The organism is Citrobacter sp. R4, from assembly GCF_026719175.1.
Taxonomy (GTDB): domain Bacteria; phylum Pseudomonadota; class Gammaproteobacteria; order Enterobacterales; family Enterobacteriaceae; genus Citrobacter_A; species Citrobacter_A sedlakii.
The window spans coordinates 349,422-373,731 of sequence record NZ_JAPPSU010000004.1 but is presented as its reverse complement, the minus strand read 5'-3'; the positions used below and the strand labels follow the sequence as shown (position 1 = coordinate 373,731).

General features: G+C 53.7%; 25 protein-coding genes and 3 pseudogenes. 18 read left to right on the top strand and 10 right to left on the bottom strand.

Going from position 1 to position 24,310, the window contains the following annotated elements:
- From OOJ60_RS24845 to OOJ60_RS12365, 4 genes and pseudogenes are all read left to right on the top strand, one after another.
- Positions 1-1,104, top strand: a pseudogene (locus OOJ60_RS24845) (RHS repeat-associated core domain-containing protein); the annotation flags it as partial.
- The gene (locus OOJ60_RS12375; RefSeq protein ID WP_205612643.1) at positions 1,104-1,793 is read left to right on the top strand and encodes an ankyrin repeat domain-containing protein; all 690 of its coding nucleotides are present in this window, start codon (positions 1,104-1,106) and stop codon (positions 1,791-1,793) included. The pseudogene OOJ60_RS24845 and the gene OOJ60_RS12375, both read left to right, overlap by 1 nt.
- Positions 1,794-1,903: 110 nt before the next feature.
- Positions 1,904-2,209 (top strand): annotated as a pseudogene (locus tag OOJ60_RS12370) (RHS domain-containing protein); the annotation flags it as partial.
- A gap of 184 nt (positions 2,210-2,393) precedes the next feature.
- Complete coding sequence (locus OOJ60_RS12365; RefSeq protein WP_205612642.1) at positions 2,394-3,398, top strand: alpha/beta fold hydrolase; 1,005 nt, start codon at positions 2,394-2,396, stop codon at positions 3,396-3,398.
- Here the strand turns inward: OOJ60_RS12365 and OOJ60_RS12360 are convergent.
- Positions 3,386-4,288, bottom strand: coding sequence for a LysR family transcriptional regulator (locus OOJ60_RS12360; protein WP_205612641.1), 903 nt, complete (start codon positions 4,286-4,288; stop codon positions 3,386-3,388). The two genes, OOJ60_RS12365 and OOJ60_RS12360, sit on opposite strands and share 13 nt — an antisense overlap.
- A 99-nt stretch (positions 4,289-4,387) precedes the next feature.
- Between OOJ60_RS12360 and OOJ60_RS12355 the strand changes: the two genes are divergently transcribed.
- The 3 genes from OOJ60_RS12355 to nepI all read left to right on the top strand — a co-directional run bounded on the left by OOJ60_RS12355 (position 4,388) and on the right by nepI (position 6,729).
- Positions 4,388-4,840: a DUF1198 domain-containing protein gene (locus OOJ60_RS12355; protein ID WP_205612640.1), complete on the top strand. Its 453-nt coding sequence runs from the start codon at positions 4,388-4,390 to the stop codon at positions 4,838-4,840.
- 97 nt (positions 4,841-4,937) lie between these two features.
- Positions 4,938-5,465, top strand: coding sequence for an SRPBCC domain-containing protein (locus OOJ60_RS12350; protein ID WP_205612639.1), 528 nt, complete (start codon positions 4,938-4,940; stop codon positions 5,463-5,465).
- A 64-nt stretch (positions 5,466-5,529) separates the two neighbouring features.
- On the top strand, positions 5,530-6,729 hold the full coding sequence (gene nepI / locus OOJ60_RS12345; protein ID WP_042287396.1) for a purine ribonucleoside efflux pump NepI: 1,200 nt from the start codon (positions 5,530-5,532) through the stop codon (positions 6,727-6,729).
- Between the two features lie 59 nt (positions 6,730-6,788).
- Here nepI and OOJ60_RS12340 read toward each other — a convergent pair whose 3' ends face one another.
- The 5 genes from OOJ60_RS12340 to OOJ60_RS12320 all read right to left on the bottom strand — a co-directional run bounded on the left by OOJ60_RS12340 (position 6,789) and on the right by OOJ60_RS12320 (position 11,743).
- Positions 6,789-8,168, bottom strand: a complete 1,380-nt coding sequence (locus tag OOJ60_RS12340) for a carbohydrate porin (protein WP_205612638.1) — start codon at positions 8,166-8,168, stop codon at positions 6,789-6,791.
- 199 nt (positions 8,169-8,367) lie between these two features.
- Complete coding sequence (locus OOJ60_RS12335; protein WP_008786514.1) at positions 8,368-8,670, bottom strand: PTS lactose/cellobiose transporter subunit IIA; 303 nt, start codon at positions 8,668-8,670, stop codon at positions 8,368-8,370.
- A gap of 12 nt (positions 8,671-8,682) precedes the next feature.
- Positions 8,683-10,065, bottom strand: a complete 1,383-nt coding sequence (locus OOJ60_RS12330; RefSeq protein WP_060569988.1) for a glycoside hydrolase family 1 protein — start codon at positions 10,063-10,065, stop codon at positions 8,683-8,685.
- A 20-nt stretch (positions 10,066-10,085) separates the two neighbouring features.
- The gene (locus tag OOJ60_RS12325) at positions 10,086-11,417 is read right to left on the bottom strand and encodes a PTS sugar transporter subunit IIC (protein WP_060569989.1); all 1,332 of its coding nucleotides are present in this window, start codon (positions 11,415-11,417) and stop codon (positions 10,086-10,088) included.
- A gap of 11 nt (positions 11,418-11,428) precedes the next feature.
- Positions 11,429-11,743 (bottom strand): PTS sugar transporter subunit IIB, encoded by a 315-nt coding sequence (locus OOJ60_RS12320; RefSeq protein ID WP_042287136.1) that lies wholly within the window; start codon positions 11,741-11,743, stop codon positions 11,429-11,431.
- A gap of 292 nt (positions 11,744-12,035) precedes the next feature.
- On the opposite strand from OOJ60_RS12320, the gene OOJ60_RS12315 reads away from it, so the two are divergent.
- Positions 12,036-12,992: a LacI family DNA-binding transcriptional regulator gene (locus tag OOJ60_RS12315; RefSeq protein ID WP_205612650.1), complete on the top strand. Its 957-nt coding sequence runs from the start codon at positions 12,036-12,038 to the stop codon at positions 12,990-12,992.
- Between the two features lie 35 nt (positions 12,993-13,027).
- Here the strand turns inward: OOJ60_RS12315 and OOJ60_RS12310 are convergent, their stop codons facing one another.
- Positions 13,028-13,321, bottom strand: a complete 294-nt coding sequence (locus tag OOJ60_RS12310; protein ID WP_060569990.1) for a YicS family protein — start codon at positions 13,319-13,321, stop codon at positions 13,028-13,030.
- A 127-nt stretch (positions 13,322-13,448) separates the two neighbouring features.
- On the opposite strand from OOJ60_RS12310, the gene OOJ60_RS12305 reads away from it, so the two are divergent.
- From OOJ60_RS12305 to OOJ60_RS12265, 9 genes and pseudogenes are all read left to right on the top strand, one after another.
- The gene (locus OOJ60_RS12305; RefSeq protein WP_205612637.1) at positions 13,449-13,865 is read left to right on the top strand and encodes a GNAT family N-acetyltransferase; all 417 of its coding nucleotides are present in this window, start codon (positions 13,449-13,451) and stop codon (positions 13,863-13,865) included.
- Positions 13,866-13,961: 96 nt separating this feature from the next.
- Complete coding sequence (gene dagR / locus OOJ60_RS12300) at positions 13,962-16,760, top strand: transcriptional regulator DagR (RefSeq protein WP_205612636.1); 2,799 nt, start codon at positions 13,962-13,964, stop codon at positions 16,758-16,760.
- Positions 16,761-16,880: 120 nt separating this feature from the next.
- Complete coding sequence (locus OOJ60_RS12295) at positions 16,881-17,312, top strand: PTS sugar transporter subunit IIA (RefSeq protein WP_042287124.1); 432 nt, start codon at positions 16,881-16,883, stop codon at positions 17,310-17,312.
- A 4-nt stretch (positions 17,313-17,316) separates the two neighbouring features.
- On the top strand, positions 17,317-17,802 hold the full coding sequence (locus OOJ60_RS12290) for a PTS system mannose/fructose/N-acetylgalactosamine-transporter subunit IIB (RefSeq protein WP_042287119.1): 486 nt from the start codon (positions 17,317-17,319) through the stop codon (positions 17,800-17,802).
- A gap of 23 nt (positions 17,803-17,825) precedes the next feature.
- Entirely contained in the window at positions 17,826-18,575 is a 750-nt protein-coding gene (locus tag OOJ60_RS12285; RefSeq protein WP_042287117.1) for a PTS mannose/fructose/sorbose/N-acetylgalactosamine transporter subunit IIC, read from the top strand.
- Entirely contained in the window at positions 18,572-19,432 is an 861-nt protein-coding gene (locus OOJ60_RS12280) for a PTS system mannose/fructose/sorbose family transporter subunit IID (protein ID WP_167333852.1), read from the top strand. Before OOJ60_RS12285 ends, OOJ60_RS12280 begins: the two co-directional genes overlap by 4 nt.
- 3 nt (positions 19,433-19,435) lie before the next feature.
- Positions 19,436-20,545 carry a D-glucosaminate-6-phosphate ammonia lyase gene (gene dgaE / locus OOJ60_RS12275; RefSeq protein ID WP_205612635.1) on the top strand — a complete coding sequence of 370 codons (1,110 nt, stop codon included), beginning with the start codon at positions 19,436-19,438 and terminating at the stop codon, positions 20,543-20,545.
- The gene (gene dagF / locus OOJ60_RS12270; protein WP_205612634.1) at positions 20,532-21,275 is read left to right on the top strand and encodes a 2-dehydro-3-deoxy-phosphogluconate aldolase; all 744 of its coding nucleotides are present in this window, start codon (positions 20,532-20,534) and stop codon (positions 21,273-21,275) included. Before dgaE ends, dagF begins: the two co-directional genes overlap by 14 nt.
- A 74-nt stretch (positions 21,276-21,349) precedes the next feature.
- Positions 21,350-21,664 (top strand): annotated as a pseudogene (locus OOJ60_RS12265) (MetQ/NlpA family ABC transporter substrate-binding protein); the annotation flags it as partial.
- A gap of 26 nt (positions 21,665-21,690) precedes the next feature.
- Here OOJ60_RS12265 and OOJ60_RS12260 read toward each other — a convergent pair.
- The gene (locus OOJ60_RS12260) at positions 21,691-22,593 is read right to left on the bottom strand and encodes a carboxylate/amino acid/amine transporter (RefSeq protein ID WP_042287101.1); all 903 of its coding nucleotides are present in this window, start codon (positions 22,591-22,593) and stop codon (positions 21,691-21,693) included.
- 189 nt (positions 22,594-22,782) lie between these two features.
- On the opposite strand from OOJ60_RS12260, the gene OOJ60_RS12255 reads away from it, so the two are divergent.
- Positions 22,783-23,301, top strand: a complete 519-nt coding sequence (locus OOJ60_RS12255; protein ID WP_060569994.1) for an anti-virulence regulator CigR family protein — start codon at positions 22,783-22,785, stop codon at positions 23,299-23,301.
- Positions 23,302-23,429: 128 nt separating this feature from the next.
- Here the strand turns inward: OOJ60_RS12255 and OOJ60_RS12250 are convergent, their stop codons facing one another.
- Both OOJ60_RS12250 and OOJ60_RS12245 read right to left on the bottom strand, forming a co-directional pair.
- Positions 23,430-23,636: a hypothetical protein gene (locus OOJ60_RS12250; protein WP_205612633.1), complete on the bottom strand. Its 207-nt coding sequence runs from the start codon at positions 23,634-23,636 to the stop codon at positions 23,430-23,432.
- The gene (locus tag OOJ60_RS12245) at positions 23,581-23,733 is read right to left on the bottom strand and encodes a LacI family DNA-binding transcriptional regulator (protein WP_082636813.1); all 153 of its coding nucleotides are present in this window, start codon (positions 23,731-23,733) and stop codon (positions 23,581-23,583) included. The genes OOJ60_RS12250 and OOJ60_RS12245 overlap by 56 nt, the downstream gene beginning before the upstream one ends.
- Positions 23,734-24,310 lie beyond the last annotated feature (577 nt).

Sequence of the window (24,310 nt, the reverse complement as noted above, 5' to 3'; positions counted from 1 at the left end):
CATGGTACGGCTGGGACGGCGACAGGCTGACCACCACCGAAACAGACACACAGCGCGTACAGACGATTTACACATCGGGCAGCTTCACGCCGCTGGTCAGAATCGAAACCCAAACCGCAGAGCTGGCGAAAGCAGTCCGCCGCACGCTGGCGGAGAAATTTCAGCAGGAAGCGAACGTAATCTTCCCGCCGGAACTGGTGGCGCTGGTGGATAGTCTGGAAGCGGAGCTACAGCGCGGGGAACTCAGTGAAACCAACCGGGCGTGGCTGGCGCAGTGCGGGTTAACGCCGGAGCAGATACAAAACCAGATGGAGCCGGTATACACGCCGCAGAGAAAAATCCACCTGTACCACTGCGACCACCGTGGCCTGCCGCTGGCGCTGATAAACAGCGAGGGAAAAACAGACTGGTCAGCGGAATATGATGCGTGGGGGAATGTGCTCAGTGAAAATAATCCTCATAATCTGAAACAACTCATCCGCCTGCCGGGTCAGCAGTATGATGAAGAGACGGGGCTGTACTATAACCGTCACCGGTTTTACGATCCGTTACAGGGACGGTATATCACACAGGACCCGATTGGGTTGGCGGGGGGATGGAATTTATATATATACGTCCAATCCAATAATAGAAATTGATCCTCTTGGATTAGCGGGGTGGAATTCATTAGGTTCCTATATTAACCAACCTGGGTATAAATCAAAAGTTACAAATGTAGCCCCGCAGGGGGTCGATACTACAAAACCAGTTTCGTTAAGGTCTGATGGTTATCCTTGGGGATATGGTTGCGGAGATGAAAGTACAGATAAATTTGTTCCAGATGGTCTGTATGGTGTTAGTTTTATGCAAGCTTGTAGAAATCATGATATCTGCTATGGAACATCGGGAAGCAGTAAGCAGTCATGTGATACTCATCTTGGAGACGACATAGTGTTGGCATGTAACAAGATCTGGAAGGATACACTGAGCTCAGATGATATGCTTTATAAATGCTATACTGCTGCAGGTATTTATCAGTTAGCAGTGGAAAAAAAAGGTGGCCCCGCTTTCGAAGCGGCTCAACGAGAGGCAGCAAAAAAAACAACAGGGATCGGTCAAAAATAATGTATATAAAAAAAATATCGTTAGCCTTCCTGAAAATAGTAACCCTAATTTTTACATTGTTCATTGTTTCTTGCGATGCATATGAGGCTGAAAAAAATCTATCTCTGACATCTGTGGCAAGTTTACCTATGTCTGTTAGTGAGCTAAAGGAGATGTGGTTTTTTTGTGAAAAATGCTTGAAAAATAATATGTGTAAACAAAAAGAGTTTAACCAATGTTCATCAGCGACAACCAAAGAAAAAAATGAAGCGCTAAGTTTAGCTGTAGAAAGCGAAAATATTGAAGCAGTACACTTTTTAGTTGAAGTAGCTCAAGCAGATGTAAATTCTATTACTGGTAGGTATAATGAGACACCTTTAATAATTGCTGCATATTATGGAACAGCGAAACATAGAGAGATAGCTAATTATTTACTATCTCATGGTGCTGATATTGATGCAATAGCAAAATCACCAATAGATACTGCTTTAATTACTGCCATTTGGAAAAACAATATTAATTTTGCAAAGTTATTGCTTGAAAAGGGAGCTAATCCTTCGCTTTCTGATGTTGGATTGAAAGAGGGATATGCCTGTAAATATGCTATCCAAAAAAAACAGGCAGAGATCTTGCCATATATACCAAATTGTTGTTCTTTAATCGAGCAGAATTCGCACTGGATTACGGATATAGGTTATTTTTGCCCTTAGATAGGTATGCTGAGCAGCCAGCGGTGCGGATCGATGTCGGTAGCTGATTGTATACAACTTGCAGGACGGTATAGGATGTTTTTACAAATTACATAACATGGAATCGCACTGAAGGATCGAATCCGGAATTCAGCGTGACCTTCCCGCCGGAACTGGTGGCGCTGGTGGATAATCTGGAAGCGGAGCTACAGCGCGGGGAACTCAGCGAAGGCAACCGGGCGTGGCTGGCGCAGTGCGGGCTGACGCCGGAGCAGATACAAAACCAGATGGAGCCGGAAAATATACCGCAGAGAAAAATCCACCTGTACCACTGCGACCACCGTGGCCTGCCGCTGGCGCTGATAAACAGCCGGGGAAAAACAGACTGGTCAGCGGAATATGATGCGTGGGGGAATGTGCTCAGTGAAAATTATCCACTCAATGGCACAGTAAAAAGCTTCAGTGATAGTGGGGAAGAAGAATGCCTGCCACGTTTTACTCCCCACTTGCTGCAACCTACATTTACCCCGCTTTACACACCCGCTCCGTCTGATGCTCTACAGTGTTATTTTGCTGCCGCCTTTCGCGCAGCCTTTGACCTTTATTTCCTGGAGAGCTTGCATGATGTCCCGACGATTATCCTGTCTGGCGCTGTTGATGGCGCTGGCAACCCCCGCAATGGCTGCGGATGCCCCCACATACGGCGAGAAGCTGGAAGGTTTCGACTACGGCTGGCCGGTTCAGCACTTTACCTTTACCTCGCAGCAACAATCTCTGGATATGGCTTATCTGGACGTGAAGCCGGAAAAACCCAATGGCCGCACCGTGGTGCTGATGCACGGCAAAAACTTCTGTGCCGGAACGTGGGATGGCACGATCCGCGCGCTCTCAGCCAGCGGGTATCGCGTGGTGGCACCTGACCAGGTTGGCTTCTGTAAATCCACTAAGCCGGAGAGCTATCAGTACACCTTCCAGCAGCTGGCGGATAACACCCATGCGCTACTGGAGAAGCTGGGCGTTGAACGGGCGACGGTGATCGGGCATTCCACCGGCGGCATGCTGGCGACCCGCTACGCGCTGATGTGGCCGCAGCAGGTGGAGCAGCTGGTGATGGTCAACCCGATTGGCCTGGAGGACTGGAAAGCGCGCGGCGTGCCGCATATTACGGTCGACCAGTGGTACCAGCGCGAGCTGAAGGTCAGCGCCGACGGCATTCGTCAGTACGAGAAAAATACCTACTACGCCGGAGAGTGGAAGCCGGAGTACGAGCGTTGGGTCACCATGCTCGCCGGGCTGAACAACGGGCCGGGAAAAGAACGTGTGGCCTGGAACTCGGCGCTGCTCTACGACATGATCTACACCCAGCCGGTGATCTACGAATTTAGCGAACTCAATATGCCGGTATTATTGATGATCGGCACCAGGGACAACACCGCCATCGGGAAAGATCTCGCCCCGCCGGAGATCCGCAAAACGCTCGGCAACTATGCGGTGCTCGGGAAGGAGACGGCGAAGCGCATCCCGCATGCGACGCTGGTGGAATTTAACGACATGGGCCATGCGCCGCAGATGCAGGATCCCGCGCGCTTCCACGAGGCGCTGCTTAAGGGGCTTCAGGCTCGCTGACTGGTTTGCAGTAACAGCCCGCGCAGCCACGCCTGCGCGGGATTGCGGTGCGTTCTGCCGTGCCAGGCCATGCTTTTGGTAAAGCCAGGCACGGGAACTGGCGTCTCGCAGACAAACATCCCCGCCTGATTTTCCGCGATGCGTGACGGCACGACGGCAATCATATCGCTGAGCGCCAGCACGTCCGGCAGGACTAAAAAGTGGCTCACTGAGAGTCCCACGTGCCGCGTCCGGCCAATTTTCTCCAGCGCGCTATCGGTTACCCCGCGAAAACCGTCTCCCTCGTAAGAAACCAGCACATGCTCAAGGGCGCAAAATCGGTCTAACGTCATTGGCTCTCCGGCGTTTGGATGATCGGCGCGCATCATGCATACGTACCGTTCATCATAAAGCGCACGGCTGTGAAGCTCATCGGGCGTGGTATGGGGGGTGATAAGCGCTACGTCAATAGCGCCCTGCTCAAGCTGGCTGACAAGGCTGCCGGGGGTAACGGGCACCACACGCACGCGGATGCCAGGCGCCTGTGCCTTAAGGGCGGCGATAAACGGCACGACAACCGCCCGAAGTGCATAATCCGTAGCGGCAAGAGTGAAGGTGAGACGAGCGGTATTAGGGTCAAAGGCAACGGGCTGAAGCAGCACGTCGATATCCGCGAGAATGCGCTTCACCGGAGCGGCCAGCGCTTCCGCTCGCGTGGTTGGCACCATGCCGTGCGGGGCGCGGATAAAGAGCGGATCGTCGAAGTAGTCCCGCAGGCGGTTGAGCATGCCGCTGACCGCAGGTTGGGTCAGAGCAAGACGCGCCGCCGCGCGGGTGACGCTGCGCTCGTCCAGCAGAGCGTCGAGCGTTTTCAGCAGGTTAAGATCCAGCGTGCGCAGATCCGCTTTCATGACGATTTTCCACCTCTTTTCCGTTCACTATTATGGCGCTGCCCGCTGTCGACGCTTTGCGTTTCCCGCTATGATGAGCGGCTAGTCTAAGGAGAACGCATGGTCTGGATAATGCTGGCAACGCTTGCCGTGGTGTTTGTGGTTGGGTTTCGCGTCCTGACTTCCGATTCCCGCCGCGCCATCAAACGTTTAAGCGAGCGTCTGGGAGTCACCCCGATGCCGGTCGAGTCGATGATTGACCAGTTCGGCAAAACGCCGGGCAATGAGTTTATCCGCTACCTTGAGCGCCCCGACGAGGCGCACCTGCAAAATGCCGCCCAGGTGCTGCTGATCTGGCAGGTCTGCGTTGTCGACGGTAGCGAAGAGAATCTGCATTCCTGGCACCGCATGCTGCGTAAAGCCCGTCTGGCCGCGCCGATCACCGATGCGCAAATCCGCCTCGCGCTCGGCTTCATGCGCGAGATAGAACCCGATCCGCAGGAGCTTAACGCCTTCCAGCTGCGCTATAACCAGCTTTTCCTCCCGGAAGAGGGCGTGTTTTATCTTCACTGATATCACGAAACGTGATGAAGAGTATAAAGCATCGTCATTAGATTTATATCTGCCGCAGGCGCACCATCACCTCATCCACTCGCTGATGAGGTGAACCATGAAACAATCCGCCATTATCTGGCCGAACGACTACCTGCCAGGCACCACCGATAACTTTGCATCCAACGAAATCATCGTCGCCGGGCTGAGCGCAAAAGAGATTTGGGCGCAGCTTAACGACACAAACCTGTGGCCGAACTACTACAGCAACGCCGAAGATATTCGTTTTCACGACGGCAGCGGCCCGGAACTGAGCGCCAACGCCCGCTTTCGCTTCACGACCTTTGGCTTCCCGGTTGAGGCGCAGGTCACGGAGTATGTTCCACCCGTGGACGGTGAAGCCGCACGGATCGCATGGCACGGCTGGGTGGAAGGGGATGAGAAGGCGCGTCTGGATGTGATCCACGCCTGGCTGTTTGAAGACTTGCCGGGAAACCGCGTCCGTATTCTGACTCAGGAGTCGCAAAAAGGCGTTCCTGCCCAGGAACTTGCTCGCACCGTGCCGAATCCGATGATTAACGGGCACCAGGAATGGATCGTCGGGCTGGCAAAGGCGGCGATGCAAGAAAAGTTGTCTAAACGTTAAATCCGTCACACTTTTGATGATAAACTGCGCGACTTTTCCGCACGTTTTTATCTCAGGTGATGCCATGACAGAACATATCCAGCCCACAATTCCACCGCAGGCCAAAGCGGTTTCGCGCCCAAACTGGTCGGCGGTCTTTGCCGTGGCGTTTTGTGTAGCCTGCCTGATTACCGTTGAGTTTCTGCCGGTTAGCCTGCTGACGCCGATGGCGCAGGATCTGGGCATCACCGAAGGCGTAGCCGGGCAGTCGGTGACGGTGACGGCGTTTGTCGCGATGTTCGCCAGCCTGTTTATCACCCAGATCATTCAGGCCACCGATCGCCGTTACGTGGTGATCCTCTTTTCCGTGCTGTTGACGCTCTCCTGCCTGCTGGTCTCTTTTGCGCATTCCTTTACGCTGCTGCTGGTGGGGCGTGCCTGCCTTGGGCTGGCGCTCGGTGGATTCTGGGCGATGTCGGCGTCGTTGACGATGCGACTGGTGCCGCCGAGAACGGTGCCGAAGGCGCTGTCGGTAATTTTTGGCGCGGTCTCCATCGCGCTGGTGATCGCCGCTCCGTTGGGCAGCTTTTTGGGTGGGATTATCGGTTGGCGCAACGTCTTTAACGCTGCGGCAGTGATGGGCCTCCTGTGCATCGTCTGGATTGTAAAATCGCTGCCGTCGCTGCCCGGCGAGCCGTCACATCAGAAGCAGAACATGTTCAGCTTGCTCAATCGCCCAGGGGTGATGGCCGGGATGATCGCCATTTTTATGTCCTTTGCCGGACAGTTCGCGTTCTTCACCTATATTCGCCCGGTGTATATGAATCTGGCGGGATTTGATGTCGATGGCCTGACGCTGGTCTTGCTGAGCTTCGGGATTGCCAGCTTTGTCGGTACTTCGCTCTCGTCCGTTATTCTCAAACGCTCGGTGAAACTGGCGCTGGCCGGTGCGCCGCTGGTACTGGCGGTGAGCGCGCTGGTGCTGACCCTGTGGGGGGACGATAAGACGGTGGCGGCAGTCATTGCGGTTATCTGGGGACTGGCGTTTGCGCTGGTGCCGGTGGGCTGGTCGACATGGATCACCCGTTCGCTTGCCGATCAGGCAGAAAAGGCTGGATCCGTTCAGGTCGCCGTGATCCAGCTTGCCAATACCTGCGGGGCTGCGGTGGGAGGCTATGCACTCGATAACCTCGGCCTGCTGTCGCCCCTGATGCTTTCCGGCAGCCTGATGCTGCTGACGGCGCTTCTGGTGGCAGCGAAAGTGCGCATAAAGGATATGCAATGATCGCCTGAGCCGAGATCTGGCCTACCTGCAGGTAGGCCAGCTACATCCACATACTGCCGTCAGAACCACGCTTCCCACATCGCGCCAATGTTGAAATCATCCAGGGTTTCGTCATCCGTACCGTTCACTCGCGCGGTGCGGTCATTTTCCACCTTGCCGCCCGTAACATAGAAGCGCAGCATCGGACGGAACTCCGGCCCCATCGCGATCGACATGTTCTGTGACAGAGTCAGCTTCCAGCCTGAGTTATCGCCGCCGGTGTCATAATCGACACGCTGATAACCCGCCTCCAGCCAGGTAGAGTGGACGTCGTTCCAGAAGTACATTGGACGCACGATCGCGCCATAGTTCTTACGGTTTTCACTCTGATCGGAACTGTTGTCGTAGTCATGGAACGCCAGCAGATACTCCACCTGCGCCTGCTGCGTGAATTTGTGGCTACCTTCAAAGCTGGCGTAAACGGTGGTCAGATCGTCGGTTTTGTTGTAAACGCTGTTATCTGAGTTGTCGGAATAGCGGGCGATCACTTTGTTCACGCCGCTGTCGTTAGTATGGCTGACCACAAACGCGCCTTGCCAGGCTTTCAGGCGCTCTTCGCTATCGACGGCTTTCGAGTCAAAGCCGTAGTTGGCGTAGATTTCCAGATCCAGCGGGCCGAGCTTCATGCCGTGAATTTTCGAGGTCACTGCATAATTGCCCTTATCGCCAGTGCCGGAGCCGCCGGTACAGGTAATGCGCGACGGGTTCGCTTCGTCTTCCATGACTTCCGGGCTGCACGACTCCACCGCGGCCACGGTCGCCACGTCAAACTGGACGCCGCCAATGTCGACGTTTTTCACCCCGGCGCCCTGACCGTCGTGGTTCATCCAGAAATAGTCGTTGATACCCTGTTGTGGACGCTGGTGGAAGTCGCGGCCCGCCCAAATGTAAGCGTTCGGGTTAGAGGCCAGCACGTTCGTCACGCCCGCGTAGGCTTTTTTGAGGTTTACCTCATCGCCCCAGTGGTCGATCATTACGTTAATATCCCAGATGGCGCCGTTATCGCTTTTGAAGGCTTTTGACAGTTGGAATTCCCCGCCGTTGCTTTCATTACCCAGACGACCAATCGCCGACGCGCCGTTATAGGAACCGTCGACGCCGACATATTTCTGATCGCCGCTCTGGAAGTGCGCCCCGTAGCGCGCGTAGCCGCTAAATTTCACGCCAAAGGGGATGGCCATATCCGGAGACTGGGCGGCGCTTTGCGGTTCGTTAATGACATCGGCTTTCTGCGCTATCGCGGCGTCCATTTTCGCCTGCCGCTCCGCCAGCGCTTTATCCACGGCTTTAGCGACGATAGCGTCGATCTGTTCCTGAGTAAATTCCTGTGCGAGCGCAGACATGGGACACAGCGCGGCCATGACCGCCAGCGTTACTGGAAGTTTTTTTATCATGTTCATGGTTATCTCATCGGCACTTTATCCTTCAGGTTGCTTTCGCATTCTGAACAGATGTGACCATTAATTTATTTTAAGATAATAACCATCCCGTCTCGGTTTAATTGCTATCACCAAAACAAGTTGATCTGTTTTTTATATAAAGGGTACAGAAAACGTTTATTTAATCGTGGTGTCGTCTCCGTGTATTATTTAAATGAATTTAGCGTTGATAGAGATGAATAATTTCCTCTGATAGCTCGCGGGCTAGCAGCGACGTCATTAAATGATCCTGCGCATGCACCATAATTAATGTCATCGGTTGCCGGGCTTCCCCGGCATCCTGTTCGATCAATTTGGTTTGCATGTGGTGAGCCTGACGCGCATAGCCATCAGCCTCACGAAGCAGGCTTTTCGCTTCGTCAATGTTGCCAGCGCGCGCGGCGTGCAGCGCCTCAAAGCAGAGGCTGCGTGACTGTCCGGCATTGACGATGATTTCCATTACCGCTTCTTCTAATGCAATCATGATATTCTCGTATTAATCGAATCCATTACTGGCGGCAGTTTTCGCAAACCACTCGCCGCTCTTTTTCACCGTACGCTGTTGCGTGTCTAAATCTAATTGCACAAAGCCGTAGCGGTTTTTATAACCATTGAGCCATGACCAGTTATCAATAAAGGTCCACATATGGTAGCCAAGGCAATTGCAGCCTTCGCTTATTCCTTTATGCAGCCATTTAAGATGTTCTGTGACAAACTCAATACGGTAGCTGTCGTTAATTTTCCCGTCCTGAATAAAGCGCTGTTCGTTTTCCACACCCATGCCGTTTTCGGAAATAAAACAGCGCGGATTGCCGTAATTATCCCGCAGGTTGGTAATAATATCGTAAATACCCGGCTCATAAATTTCCCAGCCGCGATACGGATTCATTTTACGCCCCGGCATTTCGTAATAATCAAATAACCACTCCGGCATAAACGGCGCGTCCGGATTGACGGCGCTGTCCCGGCACTTCACCCGGCGCGGCTGATAGTAGTTGATCCCCAGCAGATCGATTTTGCCGTCGGCGATCAGCTGCGCGTCGCCGGGCTGGCAGGCCGGAAGTTGGTCGTACTCTTTCAGCAGCGTCACCAGGTCCGCCGGATATTCCCCTTTCAGCACCGGGTCGAGGAAGCTACGGTTAAACAGCAGGTCCGCATGGTGCGCGGCCTTCACATCCGCCGGGTTTTGCGAGCGCGGATAAGAGGGCGTCAGGTTGAGGACGACGCCGATCTCACCGTCATAATTTCCGGCGCGATACGCTCGCACCGCCGTAGAATGTGCCAGCACGGTGTGATACGCCACGGTAGCTGCGCGTCTGAAATCCACCACGTTCGGGTAATGGAAGTCATACAGATAGCCGCCTTCAACCGGCACAATCGGCTCGTTGAAGGTGAACCAGTGCTTCACCCGGTTGCCGAACAGGTCGAAACACGTTTGCGCGTAGCGGCCAAACGCGTCCACCACATCGCGGTTTTCCCAGCCGCCTTTTTCCTGCATCACCATCGGCATATCGAAGTGGAACAGGGTGATAAACGGCGTGATGCCCTGCGCCAGCAGCGCGTCGATAACATTGTTATAGAAGGCCACCGCCTCGGGATTTACCTCGCCGGTGCCGTCCGGGATAAGACGTGTCCAACTGATCGAAGTGCGAAAGCTGTTATGGTTTAACTGCTTAAGCAGTGCGATATCCTCTTTCCAGCGCTGATAAAAGGTCGAGGTGTTCGTCGGGCCAACCCCCTGATGGAAACGGCCAGGCTGGCGATCGAACCACGCATCCCATGTGGTCTGGCTTTTGCCGCCGTTCAGGCTATCCCCTTCGGTTTGCAGCGCTGAGCAGGCGCTGCCCCACCAGAAGTTTTCAGGAAAACGGTATCTCATTGTTCTGACTCCTTGATTCATTATGAGTTGCTACGGGCTGCATTCGCCACGGAGACGGCATCCTGCGCTTTTTGTTCTTCTGTTTTCATCAGCGAACGTTCATAGGCGCGCAGGAACGGCAGGTATATCAGCGCCGACATCACCATACAGATGAGACACATCACCACCGGGCTAAAGGCCCAGTTCGCCGCCCAGGAGGCGCCGATCGGCGCGGGCGTGGTCCACGGCGTTAAAGAAACCACCTGTTCCAGCCAGCCCAGACGGGTCGCGGTGTAAGCCAGTACGGCGTTGATCATCGGTACAAAAACAAACGGAATAAACAGCATCGGGTTCATGATGATCGGCGCGCCGAACAGAATAGGCTCATTGATGTTGAAGAAACTAGGCACAATTCCCATTTTGCCGATAGTTCGCAGGTGCGTGACGCGGCTGCGCAGTAGCAGGAAGGCCAGCGGTAAGGTAGACCCTACGCCGCCAATCAGCAGGTAATGGTCCCAGAACCCTTGCAAATAAACGTGCGGCAGCGCGGCGCCAGCCGCCAATGCGGCCTGATTGGCAGAGAGGTTAGCCATCCAGAACGGGTTCATGATGCCAGTGACAATCAGCGCGCCGTGGATCCCGGCGAACCAGAAAATCTGACACAGCAGGACAGAAAGTAAAATCGCGGGCAGCGAATCCGATGCCGACACCAGCGGCTCCAGCAAATGCATAATCGCCTGCGGAATAATCATCCCGGTCTGCGCTTCAATAAACAGATTCAGCGGATGCAGGGTGGCGATCACTACCAGAACCGGAATCAGGATTTCAAACGAACGGGCGACACCGGTCGGCACTTCTTTTGGCAGGCGGATCGTCACGTTGTGCTGCTTTAGCCAGGCGTAGACGCGGGTAGAATAAATGGCGGTGATTAACGCGGTGAAGATCCCCTGACCGGAAAGGTACTGAGTGGAAATGTTACCGTCGGCATACGGGGCGGCGACCAGCAAAAACGCCATAAACGCCAGCAGGCCGGACATGATCGGATCGAGGTTAAACTGACGGCCCAGGCTTGCGCCGATGCCGACGGAGATAAAGAACGTCATAACGCCCATGCTGAGGTTAAACGGCAGCATCAACTGTTCACGATACGTGGCGGAGAAATCAAGCCAGCCACGGGCAAAGCTGTTGGTGGTTTCGGCAGAAAACGGCGGGAAGATAAACACCAGCATAAACGAGCCGATGATCATAAACGGCAGCGCCGCGGTAAAACCGTCACGAATCGCAATCACATACTTTTGCTGGCCCAGTTTCCCGGCAAGAGGAGTGATGGATTGTTCTATGACAGCAACCATTGACTGATATAACGAACTCATAATGACACCTTCTAGTGTGTCGCTTCAATCAGCGACAGAGCATAGTCCAGCACCTTGTCACCGCGTTGCATTCCGTAATCCAGCATATCGATTGCTTGTACGGGTATACCCTGGGTGGCAGCCTTCTCAGAGAGCGTGTTAAGCATGTACTTTACCTGGGGGCCGAGCAGCACCACCTGGTAATTTGGAAACTGAATGTCAAATTCGGAAACGCCGTAGGCGTCAATTTGTACCGGTAGTTTCCGTTCCTCCGCTGCTTCGACCATTTTACGAACCAGCAGACTGGTAGACATCCCTGCGGAACAACACAACATAATCCTGAACATTGTTAACCATCCTCAAAATGTAAAAACTTATTGCGATTCTGATTTGATATCATACGGAAACCGGTTTCCATTTGAAGCAAACAGAACTGTGACACTCATCAAGAACTTATTCTTATAAGGCTAATTATTTGGATTCAGCTCACGATTTTGGCTGCAAAAATGTCTTTTTGAGTGAAAATGGAAAATCGGTTTCCATGAAAAACGGAAACAGCTATACTGCCTTTGGCGATAAAATGAGCCAATGTTAACTTCAGGATTTGAGGAGCCAGGCGGGCTCTGTCAGGGGAGAATGATGTCTACTATCAACGATGTATCGCGTTTGGCTGGCGTGTCGAAAGCCACGGTGTCGCGCGTGTTGAGCGGATCGCGTGGGGTAAAGGAAGCCAGCCGTCTTGCCGTACTGAAAGCGGTGGACGAACTAAATTACCGCCCGAATGTGATTGCCCAGTCGCTGCTAAGCCAGACCACGGGCTGTATCGGCGTGATATGCGCCCAGGACAACATCAACCAGACGACGGGCTATCTTTATGCGCTGGAAAAGCATCTGAGCCAGCACCAGAAACATCTGCTGCTTCGCTTCGCCAATACCAAAGCGGAAGTGCTGAGCGCACTCGACGAGCTGAGCTGCGGTTTGTGTGACGATGTGCTGATCATTGGCGCGCGTTTTCCACTGAACATTAACCAGGAGAACGTCATTCTGGTGGACTGTCTGGAAGTGGGGGACGACGTTAACAGCATCCAGTTCGATCACGCTTTCGCGACCGAAACCGCCTGTAACTATCTCATCAGCCAGAATCGCCGACAGATTGCGCTGATTCATCCTCACGGGATGGGTTTTTCCGATCAGGTTATACTGGGCTATAAACTTGCACTGGAGAAAAACTTCCTGCCGTTTAACCGTAACCTGGTCTTTATGGACGCGACGTCGTCTTCCGTGGCCCTGCAGGAACTGCTGAATAACGCCTCGACGCTCAACTTTAACGCGCTGTTGGTGGCGGACGAACAGCAGGCGCAGCGGGTTATTCCGCAACTGCAGGCGTTCAATAAGTCCGTTCCGGAAGACATTATGGTTTTCAGCCTGGCGGGATCGCTGCATCTGCCGGGTATTCCCACCATTCCGGCAATTGAATATTCTATGGACGCCATGGCGGCGCGTATTGTCGGTTGGCTCAATGAAAAAACGCAGAATATGCTGGGATCGTATACCCTGCGCGGCGACCTCATTATTCCGGACGTGCGTCAGCGATAATTATGATGACCGGGCGTGGGGCTGCGGCTTCACGCTTACATATCCGGGCATTCAACCTTACCTAACGCTTCCCAATAGTTGTTCTGGTTATTTCTCTCCATCGCCACAATCGCTTCGCGAATATGCAACTGATTCCCTTCTGTAGACATAATGGTTTTTTCCCATGCGTCGTCAGAAGGCGATCCCTTCGGCGAGCAGAGCTTACGTAGATCCTTCAGAATGGTATTTTTCTCGTGTACTGTCTGGAGCGCGCCATAAGGCGAGTCGGCCCGGGCGAATCCCGATAGGGTAAAAAGTACGGCAACCATCGTCATAACGGCGAGTTTCATGGTAATAATCCTTTTGTCGATGCGCATCTCGTTAAGAATAAGTGTAGACGGTAGGCGGCTCACTCGGCATTCCGTGTGAATGCTGAAAATAAAGTAAGCCAGAAGCGGTATGTTTCAGGAGGATAATATGCAGATACAGGTTACAGAGACGGTTACCGAAGACGATCAGAACGCACTGCTCACCGGGTTACGCGCTTATAATCTTCAGTTCCTGAAAACGACCTATTTTGGCAATCTGGCGGTGTACTGGCGCAATGATCGCGAGATTATCAAAGGGGGGCTGATTGGCGAAATCAAAGGCGAGTGGCTGTGTATAAAATACCTGTGGATGGATGAATCGTTGCGCAGGGGCGGCTACGGCAGACAGCTGATGCAGACAGCGGAACAGGCGGCGCAGGAGCGAGGCTGCCGTCACGCGCTGGTGGATACCATGAGTTTTCAGGCGCTGCCGTTTTATCAGAAGAACGGATATCAGCTAAAAATGACTCTCGATAATTTCCCGGAAGAAGGCGCGTCGAGACATTATTTAACGAAGACATTTTGATGACCGGTGAGTGAGCCTCTGGAACGTCTTTCACTTTCTTACGCAGCAGAATCGTGTATGTTCTGAACAATCAGTTAATGCTTAAGCGGTAGAGAGATGAGAAGGATTGAGATCGTTCTGGGTGAGCTTGAAAGGTTGACGCGTGGGCTGGAAACGGCGGATTTGGCGCAGGAAACGGCGTTTACCGCAGAAGCGATCGGCTTTAACCTCGGGCTGGCGCGCAATTCGGTCAGTAAAGATCTCAATCAATTGTGGAACGATGGCCTGGTCATCAAAAGTCGGGGAAGACCGGTATTTTTCCTGCATTGCCAGGCGCTGGAAACGCTTTTAGGTCGTAAGCTGACGGATGCCGAGCGTGAAGTACGCTCGGTTGCCGAACTGCTGCCGCAGCAGGAAATGGCATCCGTCGACGATCCGTTTACCGGCCTGATTGGCTACGATCGCAGCCTGCGCGATGCGGTGGAAAAGGGTCGCGCCGCAGTGCTTTATCCCCATGGTCTGCACGTACTGCTGACCGGTCCTTCTGGCGTCGGTAAGACGTTCTTTGCCGAGCTGATGCATCGCTTTGCCTGTGAACATACCGCAGGTTCCCCGCCGCCCCTGGTCTATTTTAACTGTGCGGAGTATGCCCATAACCCGGAGCTGCTTTCGTCGCATCTTTTTGGTCATCGGCAGGGAGCGTTTACCGGTGCGAACGAAAACAAGCCCGGCCTGGTCGAACAGGCTGACGGCGGCTATTTGCTGCTCGACGAGGTCCATCGTCTGCCTTACGAAGGGCAGGAAAAATTATTTTCCCTTCTCGATAAAGGCGAATATCGCCCGTTAGGTTCCAGCGCCGCGGCAAGGCCGATTTCGGTACGGCTGATTTGCGCCACCACGGAAGCGGTTAACTCTTCACTGCTGCGGACTTTCCAGCGACGTATCCAGGTGACAATCGACCTGCCCGGTATTCGCCAACGTTCTGTTGAGGAACAGGTGGAGCTGATAGTCGGGTTCTTGCAGCGCGAAAGCCGTAAAATCGAGCGTACGGTGAGCATCGATAAATCGCTGCTGCTGTGGCTGCTGAACAAGCCGCTGGAAGGAAATATCGGCCAGCTTAAAAGCGATATTCAGTTTCTCTGCGCGCAGGCGTGGGCGGCAGGCATGACGGAGCACAACGAGACGCTACAGCTCGACAAACGGCTGGTGGAGATGCCGTTTCAGGCTTCGGTGGAGCAACGTTTGCTGGTCGATGCGTTGTTCAACGGTCAGGAGCGCCTGAGCATTGATGCCCGCACGCTGCCAGCGCTGAAAACTTCGCTTGCTACGGGGGCGGAGATTGAAGAGAGCGATCTGTTTTACAGCTTTTTGACTCGCGAATACGTCAATTTGCGCAACAGTAACGTGCCGCCAGCGGAAACGCTGGCGATACTGAAAAATAAACTCAGTTCTATTTTTGAGTACGGCCTTTACAGCCGCGACAGTATTGCGCACCCCCCGCGCTATGGTAGCCAGATTGAAGAACGCGTCACGCTGCTGATTGCTTGCGTGGAGCAGGTACTGGGCTTTTCCCTGCCGCAAAATCTGATAAATCCTCTGCGAAAACACTTTCTGGCGCTGATTGGCTATGTGCAACGGGGCCTGATTCCGCAGCTTTACTCCTCCAGCCTGATCCTCGATCGCTGTAAAGATGAATATGACAACGCCACGCTGTTATGCCGAAAAATCAACGAATTGTTGCATATTCAGTGCCCGGCGACGGAAGTGGTCTGGCTGTGCCTGTTTCTGAAAGAGTGTCGTCACTACCGCCAGCGCATAGACGCCAGTCCGGAGTGCGGGGTGATTCTGGTCGCCCACGGCGCGACGACGGCAACCAGCCAGGCGCAGTATGTGAATCGCGTGCTGGAGCGGGAATTGTTCTGCGCTATCGATATGCCGTTTGAACAGTCGGTACATGACACGCTGGAAACCCTTATCCAGATGATTCAGGCGCATCGCTGGCAACGGCTGATCCTGATGGTGGATATTGGTTCACTGGTCCATTTTGGCAGCACCATCAGTAAGTTATTTCAGATCGACGTGTTGTTGGTACCCAATATTACCCTCACCAGTCTGCTGGAAGTGGGGCTGGATTTAAGTTACGAAACCAGCGACTTGCCGCAGCTGGCGGCGTTAATACAGAGCAAAAGCATACCCTGCCAGCTCTGTACGCCTCAGCAGGAAAACAGCGGGAAAGTCTTGGTTATCTCCTGCATTACCGGCATGGGCACGGCAGAAAAAATTAAAAAGGTGCTGGAGGAGAGTTTTGGCGAACTGATGTCGCAGGATACGCGAATGGTCATCCTGGATTACAACGAAGTGCGCAGCCTTGAGCGCGTCCAGCAGGCGCTAAACGCCAGCGAACGCCTGGCGGGGATTGTCGGTACCTTCCAGCCGGGGCTGCCGGATATTCCGTTTATCTCGCTGGAAGAACTGTTTTCTGAACAGGGTCCGGAACTGGTACTGAGCCTGCTGACGCCAGATCTATCCAGTGCGGAACGCCGCCTGGAAATGGAGCGCAGTGCGATGCGTTTTATCAGCGCCCTGACGATGGAAAGCATTATTAATCATATTTCAGTGCTTAACCCGCAGCGCATTTTGAAAGAGATGGAAGGCGTGCTCAACCATCTAACCAGCGCGCTTTCGCTGAAGCCAAGCCGCCAGGTGACACTACGCTTTCTGATCCACTGCTGCTGCATGGTTGAGCGTATCGTGATTAACCGCAAACCGTTACAGATGGCGCTGGAAAACAAGCCGGAACTCGATGTCCGCGCGTTTAGTGTCATCAAATCCGCTTTTTTGCCCATCGAAGAAGCCTATGCGATTCGGTTGTCGGACGCGGAATATTTTTATATTTACGAACTTCTCTATAGCTGATCCCTTAACTGGCGCGGCCCGCCGCTTCGCCAGTTCACCTGTCTTCCCTGCGTGACACAAACTCTGGCACAGCTCTTGCTCTTATTACTGACGTAAACGTAATGAAGCCAGGAGGCCATTTTGACTACCACTCAACCGTTGCCCCACATCTTGCTGCTGACCCATGGCGGCTGGGGACAACAGCTTTGCAACAGCCTGCGCATGGTGATGGGCGAAATTAACGGCGTAACGGAAATTGCGCTGATGCCTGTCGATACGCTGGGTGAGTTTTATCAGCGCGTCGAAGCCGTTGTCCAAACCCTGCCGGAAGGCTCGCTCATCCTGACCGACTTTATTGGCGGCACGACGTCCAACGTGGCGGCGCGGTTGAGCGCTGACTATCCGGTGGCGGTGATTTCCGGCTTAAACGCATCGCTGCTGCTGGAGGCGCTGGACCGACGTGAACATGGCGCGCTCACCGCCTGCGTGACCGATCTGGTTGAAGCCGGGCGCAGCAGTTGCCTGGACGTTGTCGCTCACGTTCGTCAATTACAACACGCAAAAGAGGGATAAAACGATGGCAAAGGTCGTGTTATGTCGTATCGACAGTCGTCTGATTCACGGGCAGGTCGTCACCAAGTGGGTCGGACAATCGCAGGCTAACCGTATCGTCGTCGTCAGCGACGAACTGGACGCCGATCCGTTTATGAAAAATATCTACCTGATGGCCGCGCCGCCGAACATCAAAGTGGACTGCTACGGCAACCAGAGCTTTGCCGCCGCGTGGAAGGAGAATCAGCTTGGCGACGGCAGCGTACTGGTGCTGTTTCCGTCCCTTGCCGCCGTGCAGGACGCCGTTCAACTGGGCTTTGACGTCAGCACCCTTCAGGTGGGCGGTTTAGGCGGTGGGCCCAACCGTAAGGCGGTTTTTCAGAACATCACGCTGGATGAAAAAGACGTTGGCATTCTTAACGACCTGAAAAATCGCGGTATTCAGGTGTACTTCCAGACTATCCCGGAAGATAAGCCACAGTCTCTGGACGATATCCTGAAAAAATTCTAACCCTCTGATAATGGGATAACACTATGGATACCTTACTTTTTGCAAGCCTGATGGGGTTGTATTACTGGTTTGCCCGTTTACGCCTTGGCTACACTTTCTCGGCCATGCTGTTACAGCCTGTGGTCATCGCGGTCTTTGTCGGTCTGCTGCTCGGCAATATGCAGACGGCGATGATCATTGGCGCCGGTATGCAGTTGGTTTATCTCGGCGTGACCTCTACCCCTGGCGGCAATGTGCCGTCCGATCCGGCGCTGGCGGCCTGTATTTCCATTCCGATTGCGGTTAAGGCCGGGATGGACCCGAACCTGGCCATCGCGCTGGCGATACCGTTTGGCGTTATCGGCGTGTTCCTCGACCAGTTGCGCCGTACGCTGAATGCCGCCTGGGTACATATGGCTGACAAACACGCGGAAACGGCGAACATGGCCGGCATAATGCGCTGCGCCTTCCTCTACCCGGCGTTACTCGGGCTGGTACTGCGTTTCCCGGTGGTATTCGCCGCCAACTACTTTGGCCAGAACGTGGTGGAAAGTTTCCTCAAGCTGATGCCGCACTGGTTGACCCACTCCTTTGAAATCATGGGCGGGATCCTGCCGGCGCTGGGCTTCGCCATCACCATTATGGTGATCGGTAAAAAGAGCCTGCTGCCGTGGTTTATCGGAGGATTCTTCGCGGTGCTGTATCTCAAGGTCGACATCATGGCGATGGCCATCTTCGGCACCTGTGTGGCCTTCCTGATTAAAGGCCTGGCGAAAAATGAAGGAGCAGCATGATGAGCAGCGACGTAATGCAACATGAACTGGTTGAACGTGCGCGGGAAAGCGGGGCGCTGACCAAAGCGGACATCACCAAAGCGTGGTTTATCTACTGGCTGGGCGCGGAAGTGTCTAACTCGTATGAACGTTTACAAAGCCTGATTTTCTGCGCCTCAATGACGCCAATCATCAAAAAACTCTACCCGCAAAAAGAAGAGCAGGTGGAAGCGCTCAAGCGTCACCTGAACTTTTTTAACTCGGAGCAGACGTTTGGCGCGGTTATCCAGGGGATCTCTATCGCCATGGAGGAACAGAAAACGCGTGGCGAACCGATCAGCGACGCATCAATTACCGGCATCAAAACCGGTCTGATGGGGCCGCTGGCCGGGATGGGGGACTCTATCGTCTGGGCGGCGGTGATGCCGCTGTTGATTGCGATTTTTATCCCATTCGCGGCAAATGGCAGCGCATTCGGCGGTATTGCGCCGCTGATCCTCTATCCGGCGATCACCCTGGCGATAAGCTATGGACTGATCCACAAGGGTTACACGCTCGGTCGCGACTCCATCGTAGGGCTGTTACAAGGGGGGCGAATCAAGGAACTGATCTACGGCGCCAACGTGCTGGGGCTGATCATGATGGGGGCGCTGTCGGCGAGCTACGTCAAAATTACCACGCCGTTGAAGATCAGTGCGCTGAAAGGGTCTGAAGTGGTGGTTCAGCAGATCCTTGACTCCATTGCGCCGGGCCTGCTGCCGCTGGCGGCGGTATTTGCCATCTATATCTTCCTGGTGAAAAAAGGGCCGCGTTACACCACCATTTTGCTGTCCATTGTCGCGCTTAGCGTGGTGTGTTCGCTTTTGGGAGTGTTGTAAGCCATGACGCAAAATATCTATCAACAGCTCGGGCTTAAGCAGGTGATTAACGCCTGCGGCAAGATGACCATTCTTGGCGTCTCCAGCGTCGCGCCGGAGGTGATGCAGGCCACGGCACGGGCGGCCTCATCTTTTGTAGAGATTGACCGGCTGGTGGAGAGAACCGGCGAGCGGGTTTCGCGCTATACCGGCGCGGAAGACAGTTACATCACTTCCTGCGCGTCGGCAGGGATTGCGATTGCCGTCGCTGCCGCCATTACGCGCGGCGACCCGCATCGCGTGGCGTTGATGCCAGACAGTACGGGAATGGCGAATGAAGTGGTGATGTTGCGCGGGCACAACGTTGATTATGGCGCGCCAATCGGTACTGCGATCCGTCTGGGTGGCGGACGCGTGGTGGAAGTGGGAGCGAGTAATCTCGCCGCCCGCTGGCAGCTGGAGCGCGCGATTACCGACGCCACAGCGGCGCTGCTGTACGTGAAGTCTCACCATTGCGTACAGAAGGGCATGCTGGAGATTGAAGATTTCGTGCAGGTGGCAAGCATTCATAACCTGCCGCTGATTGTGGATGCCGCGGCTGAAGAAGATCTCCGCTCCTGGGTGGCGAGTGGCGCAGATATGGTGATCTACAGCGGCGCGAAAGCGTTCAATGCGCCAACGTCTGGGTTTATTACCGGCAAACAGCGGTGGATTAGCGCCTGTAAGGCGCAGCATCACGGGATCGCGCGGGCGATGAAGATTGGCAAGGAGAACATGGTCGGCCTGGTAACCGCTCTGGCGCATTATCACCAGGGGCAAGCCGTGGTTAGCGCAGAACAGCTGCAACCGGTGGCAGAGGCGATTTCAGCGATCCGCGGATTTCATGCCGATATCGAACAGGACGAGGCTGGACGTGCGATCTGGCGCATTCGCGTCAGGGTCAATGCCGGGGAACTGGGGTTGAGCGCCCGTGAAGTTGAGGCGCAACTGCGCGGCGGCGAGATAGCTATTTATGCCCGCCGCTACAACCTCCATCAGGGCGTTTTTAGCCTCGACCCACGTACGGTCGCCGAGGGGGAGATGGCGCTGATTGTCGCGCGGCTTAAGGAGATTGCAGAACATGCAGCAGATTAATTTTTATCGTCAGCGTGTGGCGATTAACGTGCTGGCGAAAGACATCGCCAATGCCCGGGAAATCTATGACGCCGCAGAGGGACATGCGGTGATTGGCATTCTCTCCGCGCAGTTTTCGTCGGTAGACGAAGGCGTACAGGAGGTGAAACGCTGGATGGAAGAAGTACCGTCCATCTCGGTTGGGTTGGGGGCGGGCGATCCGGCGCAGTATTACAAGGCGGCGATGATTGCAGCCCAGGTGCGCCCGGCGCACGTCAATCAGACCTTTACCGGCAGCGGTTTTGCGGCGGGGGCGCTGGCGGCGACGGGGGGGGAGCTGACGCATATCAATGCACTGGTCAGCCCGACGGGGACGCCTGGCGAAGTGCTGATCTCCACTGGCGTCAGCAGCAGCCAGGGAACACCGGCGCGTGTTTCCTGCGATGCCGCCGTGCGAATGATGCAGGATATGGGCGCGCACGCGGCGAAGTTTTTCCCAATGGGCGGCGAGACGTCGCTGCCGGAGCTATATGTACTGGCGACCACCGCGGCGCGTAACGGCATGACGCTGATCGAACCGACTGGCGGTATCGATCTGTCTAATTTCGGCGTGATTCTGCAAACCTGCATGGAAGCGGGCATGCCTCGCGTGATGCCGCATGTGTACAGTTCAATTATCGACCCGCAAACCGGTAATACACGTCCTGAAGATATCGTCAGGTTAATGGAAATTGTCAAAGCATTGGTCTGAACCGGAGGGTGTTGCGTGCGAGTCGCGCAGCGCCATTTGCTTTAACATTGAATTCCGCTTTATGCCTTTTTCTTCTTATTAATACCGATAATCCGCGTCATTTGCAGATTATGGAACTGGAAGGCGCGCGGTTACCGCGCGTGCTCGACGACCCGAAAGTCGATGTGGCGATCATCAGCACCACATATATCCAGCAAACCGGGCTTTCACCGGTGTATGACAGCGTTTTTATCGAAGATAAAAATTCGCCTTACGTGAATATCCTGGTGGCGCGGGAAGATAACAAAGACGCGGAAAGCGTGAAGGCATTTTTGCAGTCTTATCAGTCGCCGGAAGTGGCAAAGGCGGCAGAAAAAATCTTTAACGGGGGCGCGGTGCCGGGCTGGTAACAAAGACCAACGCCGCGCCGGAGGTATTACGCCGCCCTGGCGCGGCGGCGGGAGTCCATTGAAATCAAAACGACTGACGAGAGGATCAGTAGCGTGCCAAGCCAGTCCGGCAAGGTAAACGTAATGCCTAACAGCAGTAGCGACAGTAGCGCGCTGCTCAGTGGCTCCGCGCAGCTTAAAATGCTCGCTTTCGGCCCGCCTATCATCTGAGCGCCTTTCAGGTACAGGCTAAAGGTTAATGACGTACCCACGACCACCAGATAGAAAAACGCCAGAATCAGGCTGCCATTCACCACAAAATTGGTCCCTTCCCCGGCATAAAACGGCAGCAGACACAGACCACCAATTAACATACTCCAGCCAACGATCGGTAATGTGCCGTAACGGGCAATCAGCGTGGAAGGGTAGGTAGTGTAAAATGCCGCAGCAAACGCTGAGGCAATTCCCCAGAACAGCGCGGCGGGAGAAATCGACAGCGACGTAGGATTACCGTGGGTCACCAACAAAAAGGTGCCCACCAGAGACGTCAGGATCGCGGTCAATACCAGTACGCCGGGACGCGCCTTACGCACCAGCGCAAACCACGCGACGATGATGGTGGGGGACAGAAACTGCAATACCGTGGCGGTCGCGGCGTTTGATTTTTCAATGGTCAGCAGGAAGGTAAGCTGTACGGTAAGCGCGCCTAAAATGGAAAACAGCAGCAGACTCAGGGCATCCTGACGATTTTTGAAGGCCGAAAAGATTTTGTCGCCATGAACGAATGACAGCATCAGCAAAATCATCCCGGCGAAGATCAAACGCGTCATGGTCAGAAACGGCGAAGACATCTGGCTCTGCTCCATAATGTACTGCGCGCAGACGCCGGAACTTCCCCACAATACGGCGGCAACCAGGACGTTGAACATCCCTTTTCTGGTGGAACCCATATTTTCCTCAGTATTGATTTTTGGCGTGGTTTTACCGTCATGATAGCAGATTAGGCAGGCGGTTTATCATCCACAGAACAGGGGGATTTCCTCTCGACGTAACAATAAAAAACCAGGAATGAGGGAGATTGCACCTTTTTTCGCCGCGTTCTATTGTGATGATGTATCAACACCTGGAAGGAACACATCATGGGTAAGCGTCGTGGTTTAACGGCTGTGCTGGCCACTCTGGTTTCTCTCTCCCTGTTTGCTGCCCCTGTTATGGCAAACCCGGGAAATGGGAACGGTAATGGCGGCGGCCATGGTAATAGCAGTGGTAATCATGGAAATAAAGGCAACCAGGGAAATCAGGGGAATAAAGACCACAAAGGAAATTCCGGCGATAAAAAGAACGTCTCATCCGACAAACGTAAAAATTACGGTAAGCCCGATCATGTTGACTCCGACATCAGTTTTGCAACAGCGCGTCATCTGGCCGTGAACTACGGTCTGACGGGTTACGACGCCTTACCGCCGGGGATCGCGAAGAACCTGGCGCGCGGTAAACCGCTTCCTCCAGGCATCGCCAAAAAAGCCGTACCGGCCTCAATGCTCGGCGAACTGCCTTACTATCCGGGATATGAATGGCGAATCGTTGGCGACGACCTGGTGCTGATTGCGCTTAGCACCGCGGTAGTTACGGCGATTATTAATGGGGTATTTGATTAAGCCTCTATACAACGTAACAAAAAGCCGGGAGATTCCCGGCTTTTTTATATCCGGAATTCGCCGTTTTCATTCTAATGAATAAACTCTTTTCCGTTGCACAGACAATGGGGACGGGGCCGCATAATGATTTAATGCACGAGAATTAATAAGCAATAACGACGGATATTTTGGCGGAGATCGCGAACGTCATTCAGTGCCTGTTCCATGTGTGGAAGCAGCATGGCAGAGTCCGTATTGTTCCCGGCGTTATCGAAGATGATGTTTGTACCACAGTCAGTATTATCCCGTAACCCGTCGATCAGGATTTGCAGGGCGTCTTCGGTGGTTAATGTCATGATGTTGTTTGTCCTGTTGACCGTTGCGCCGATTCAGGACATTGGACACGGTACTGACGGAAACCCCGGCATGCTGCGCGATATCGCGGATGTTCACCCTCTCTCCTTATTGGTGAATGATGATTGGCAACGAGACGACATTCAACACGTCCTGTTTATGAAAAATGAGTCACTAAAACGGATTAGTGTGATGTTACAGGTCAGGCTGTCAATAGCGTATCGGCGGGTAAAAAGGGGTGGTCGCAACCGGCAGCATCCGCAAAAAATATTGCCAGCGGCGTTGATAAGGTCTGTGACTTATTTAAATAATGAAAAATTACTGCATGAAAATATATTTTCTTTAACTATTCCGTTTTTTCAGCTACGCAGAAAGAGGTAGGTGAGGCGCAATCAGTACGGAATAAGAGTATTCTTAGTGTGAACAATCTGAATTTATTTTTGGTAATTATCCTGGATTTTTTCTGCGGAAATAGAAGAATGACGTTAATAATGTGAATATTATGTGATTTGTGGCGATTCAGATGAAAATCATATTAGTCCCTTTTTTTAGGATTTTTCTCTGTCTGTAGCGGGTTGATTTTTAGTGGTAAGTGCCATGATTTTTTGTTTTTGTGGTTTTTTATGTCGAATGCAACGTGGTGTTATTATTTTGTGAAGACATGACGTTTTTATCA

Coding starts and splice junctions, on each gene's coding strand:
- OOJ60_RS12375 (WP_205612643.1), top strand. CDS start 1,104: ATGTATATAAAAAAAATATCGTTAGCCTTCCTGAAAATAGTAACCCTA.
- OOJ60_RS12365 (WP_205612642.1), top strand. CDS start 2,394: ATGATGTCCCGACGATTATCCTGTCTGGCGCTGTTGATGGCGCTGGCA.
- OOJ60_RS12360 (WP_205612641.1), bottom strand. CDS start 4,288: ATGAAAGCGGATCTGCGCACGCTGGATCTTAACCTGCTGAAAACGCTC.
- OOJ60_RS12355 (WP_205612640.1), top strand. CDS start 4,388: ATGGTCTGGATAATGCTGGCAACGCTTGCCGTGGTGTTTGTGGTTGGG.
- OOJ60_RS12350 (WP_205612639.1), top strand. CDS start 4,938: ATGAAACAATCCGCCATTATCTGGCCGAACGACTACCTGCCAGGCACC.
- nepI (WP_042287396.1), top strand. CDS start 5,530: ATGACAGAACATATCCAGCCCACAATTCCACCGCAGGCCAAAGCGGTT.
- OOJ60_RS12340 (WP_205612638.1), bottom strand. CDS start 8,168: ATGAACATGATAAAAAAACTTCCAGTAACGCTGGCGGTCATGGCCGCG.
- OOJ60_RS12335 (WP_008786514.1), bottom strand. CDS start 8,670: ATGATTGCATTAGAAGAAGCGGTAATGGAAATCATCGTCAATGCCGGA.
- OOJ60_RS12330 (WP_060569988.1), bottom strand. CDS start 10,065: ATGAGATACCGTTTTCCTGAAAACTTCTGGTGGGGCAGCGCCTGCTCA.
- OOJ60_RS12325 (WP_060569989.1), bottom strand. CDS start 11,417: ATGAGTTCGTTATATCAGTCAATGGTTGCTGTCATAGAACAATCCATC.
- OOJ60_RS12320 (WP_042287136.1), bottom strand. CDS start 11,743: ATGTTCAGGATTATGTTGTGTTGTTCCGCAGGGATGTCTACCAGTCTG.
- OOJ60_RS12315 (WP_205612650.1), top strand. CDS start 12,036: ATGTCTACTATCAACGATGTATCGCGTTTGGCTGGCGTGTCGAAAGCC.
- OOJ60_RS12310 (WP_060569990.1), bottom strand. CDS start 13,321: ATGAAACTCGCCGTTATGACGATGGTTGCCGTACTTTTTACCCTATCG.
- OOJ60_RS12305 (WP_205612637.1), top strand. CDS start 13,449: ATGCAGATACAGGTTACAGAGACGGTTACCGAAGACGATCAGAACGCA.
- dagR (WP_205612636.1), top strand. CDS start 13,962: ATGAGAAGGATTGAGATCGTTCTGGGTGAGCTTGAAAGGTTGACGCGT.
- OOJ60_RS12290 (WP_042287119.1), top strand. CDS start 17,317: ATGGCAAAGGTCGTGTTATGTCGTATCGACAGTCGTCTGATTCACGGG.
- OOJ60_RS12285 (WP_042287117.1), top strand. CDS start 17,826: ATGGATACCTTACTTTTTGCAAGCCTGATGGGGTTGTATTACTGGTTT.
- OOJ60_RS12280 (WP_167333852.1), top strand. CDS start 18,572: ATGATGAGCAGCGACGTAATGCAACATGAACTGGTTGAACGTGCGCGG.
- dgaE (WP_205612635.1), top strand. CDS start 19,436: ATGACGCAAAATATCTATCAACAGCTCGGGCTTAAGCAGGTGATTAAC.
- dagF (WP_205612634.1), top strand. CDS start 20,532: ATGCAGCAGATTAATTTTTATCGTCAGCGTGTGGCGATTAACGTGCTG.
- OOJ60_RS12260 (WP_042287101.1), bottom strand. CDS start 22,593: ATGGGTTCCACCAGAAAAGGGATGTTCAACGTCCTGGTTGCCGCCGTA.
- OOJ60_RS12255 (WP_060569994.1), top strand. CDS start 22,783: ATGGGTAAGCGTCGTGGTTTAACGGCTGTGCTGGCCACTCTGGTTTCT.
- OOJ60_RS12250 (WP_205612633.1), bottom strand. CDS start 23,636: ATGACATTAACCACCGAAGACGCCCTGCAAATCCTGATCGACGGGTTA.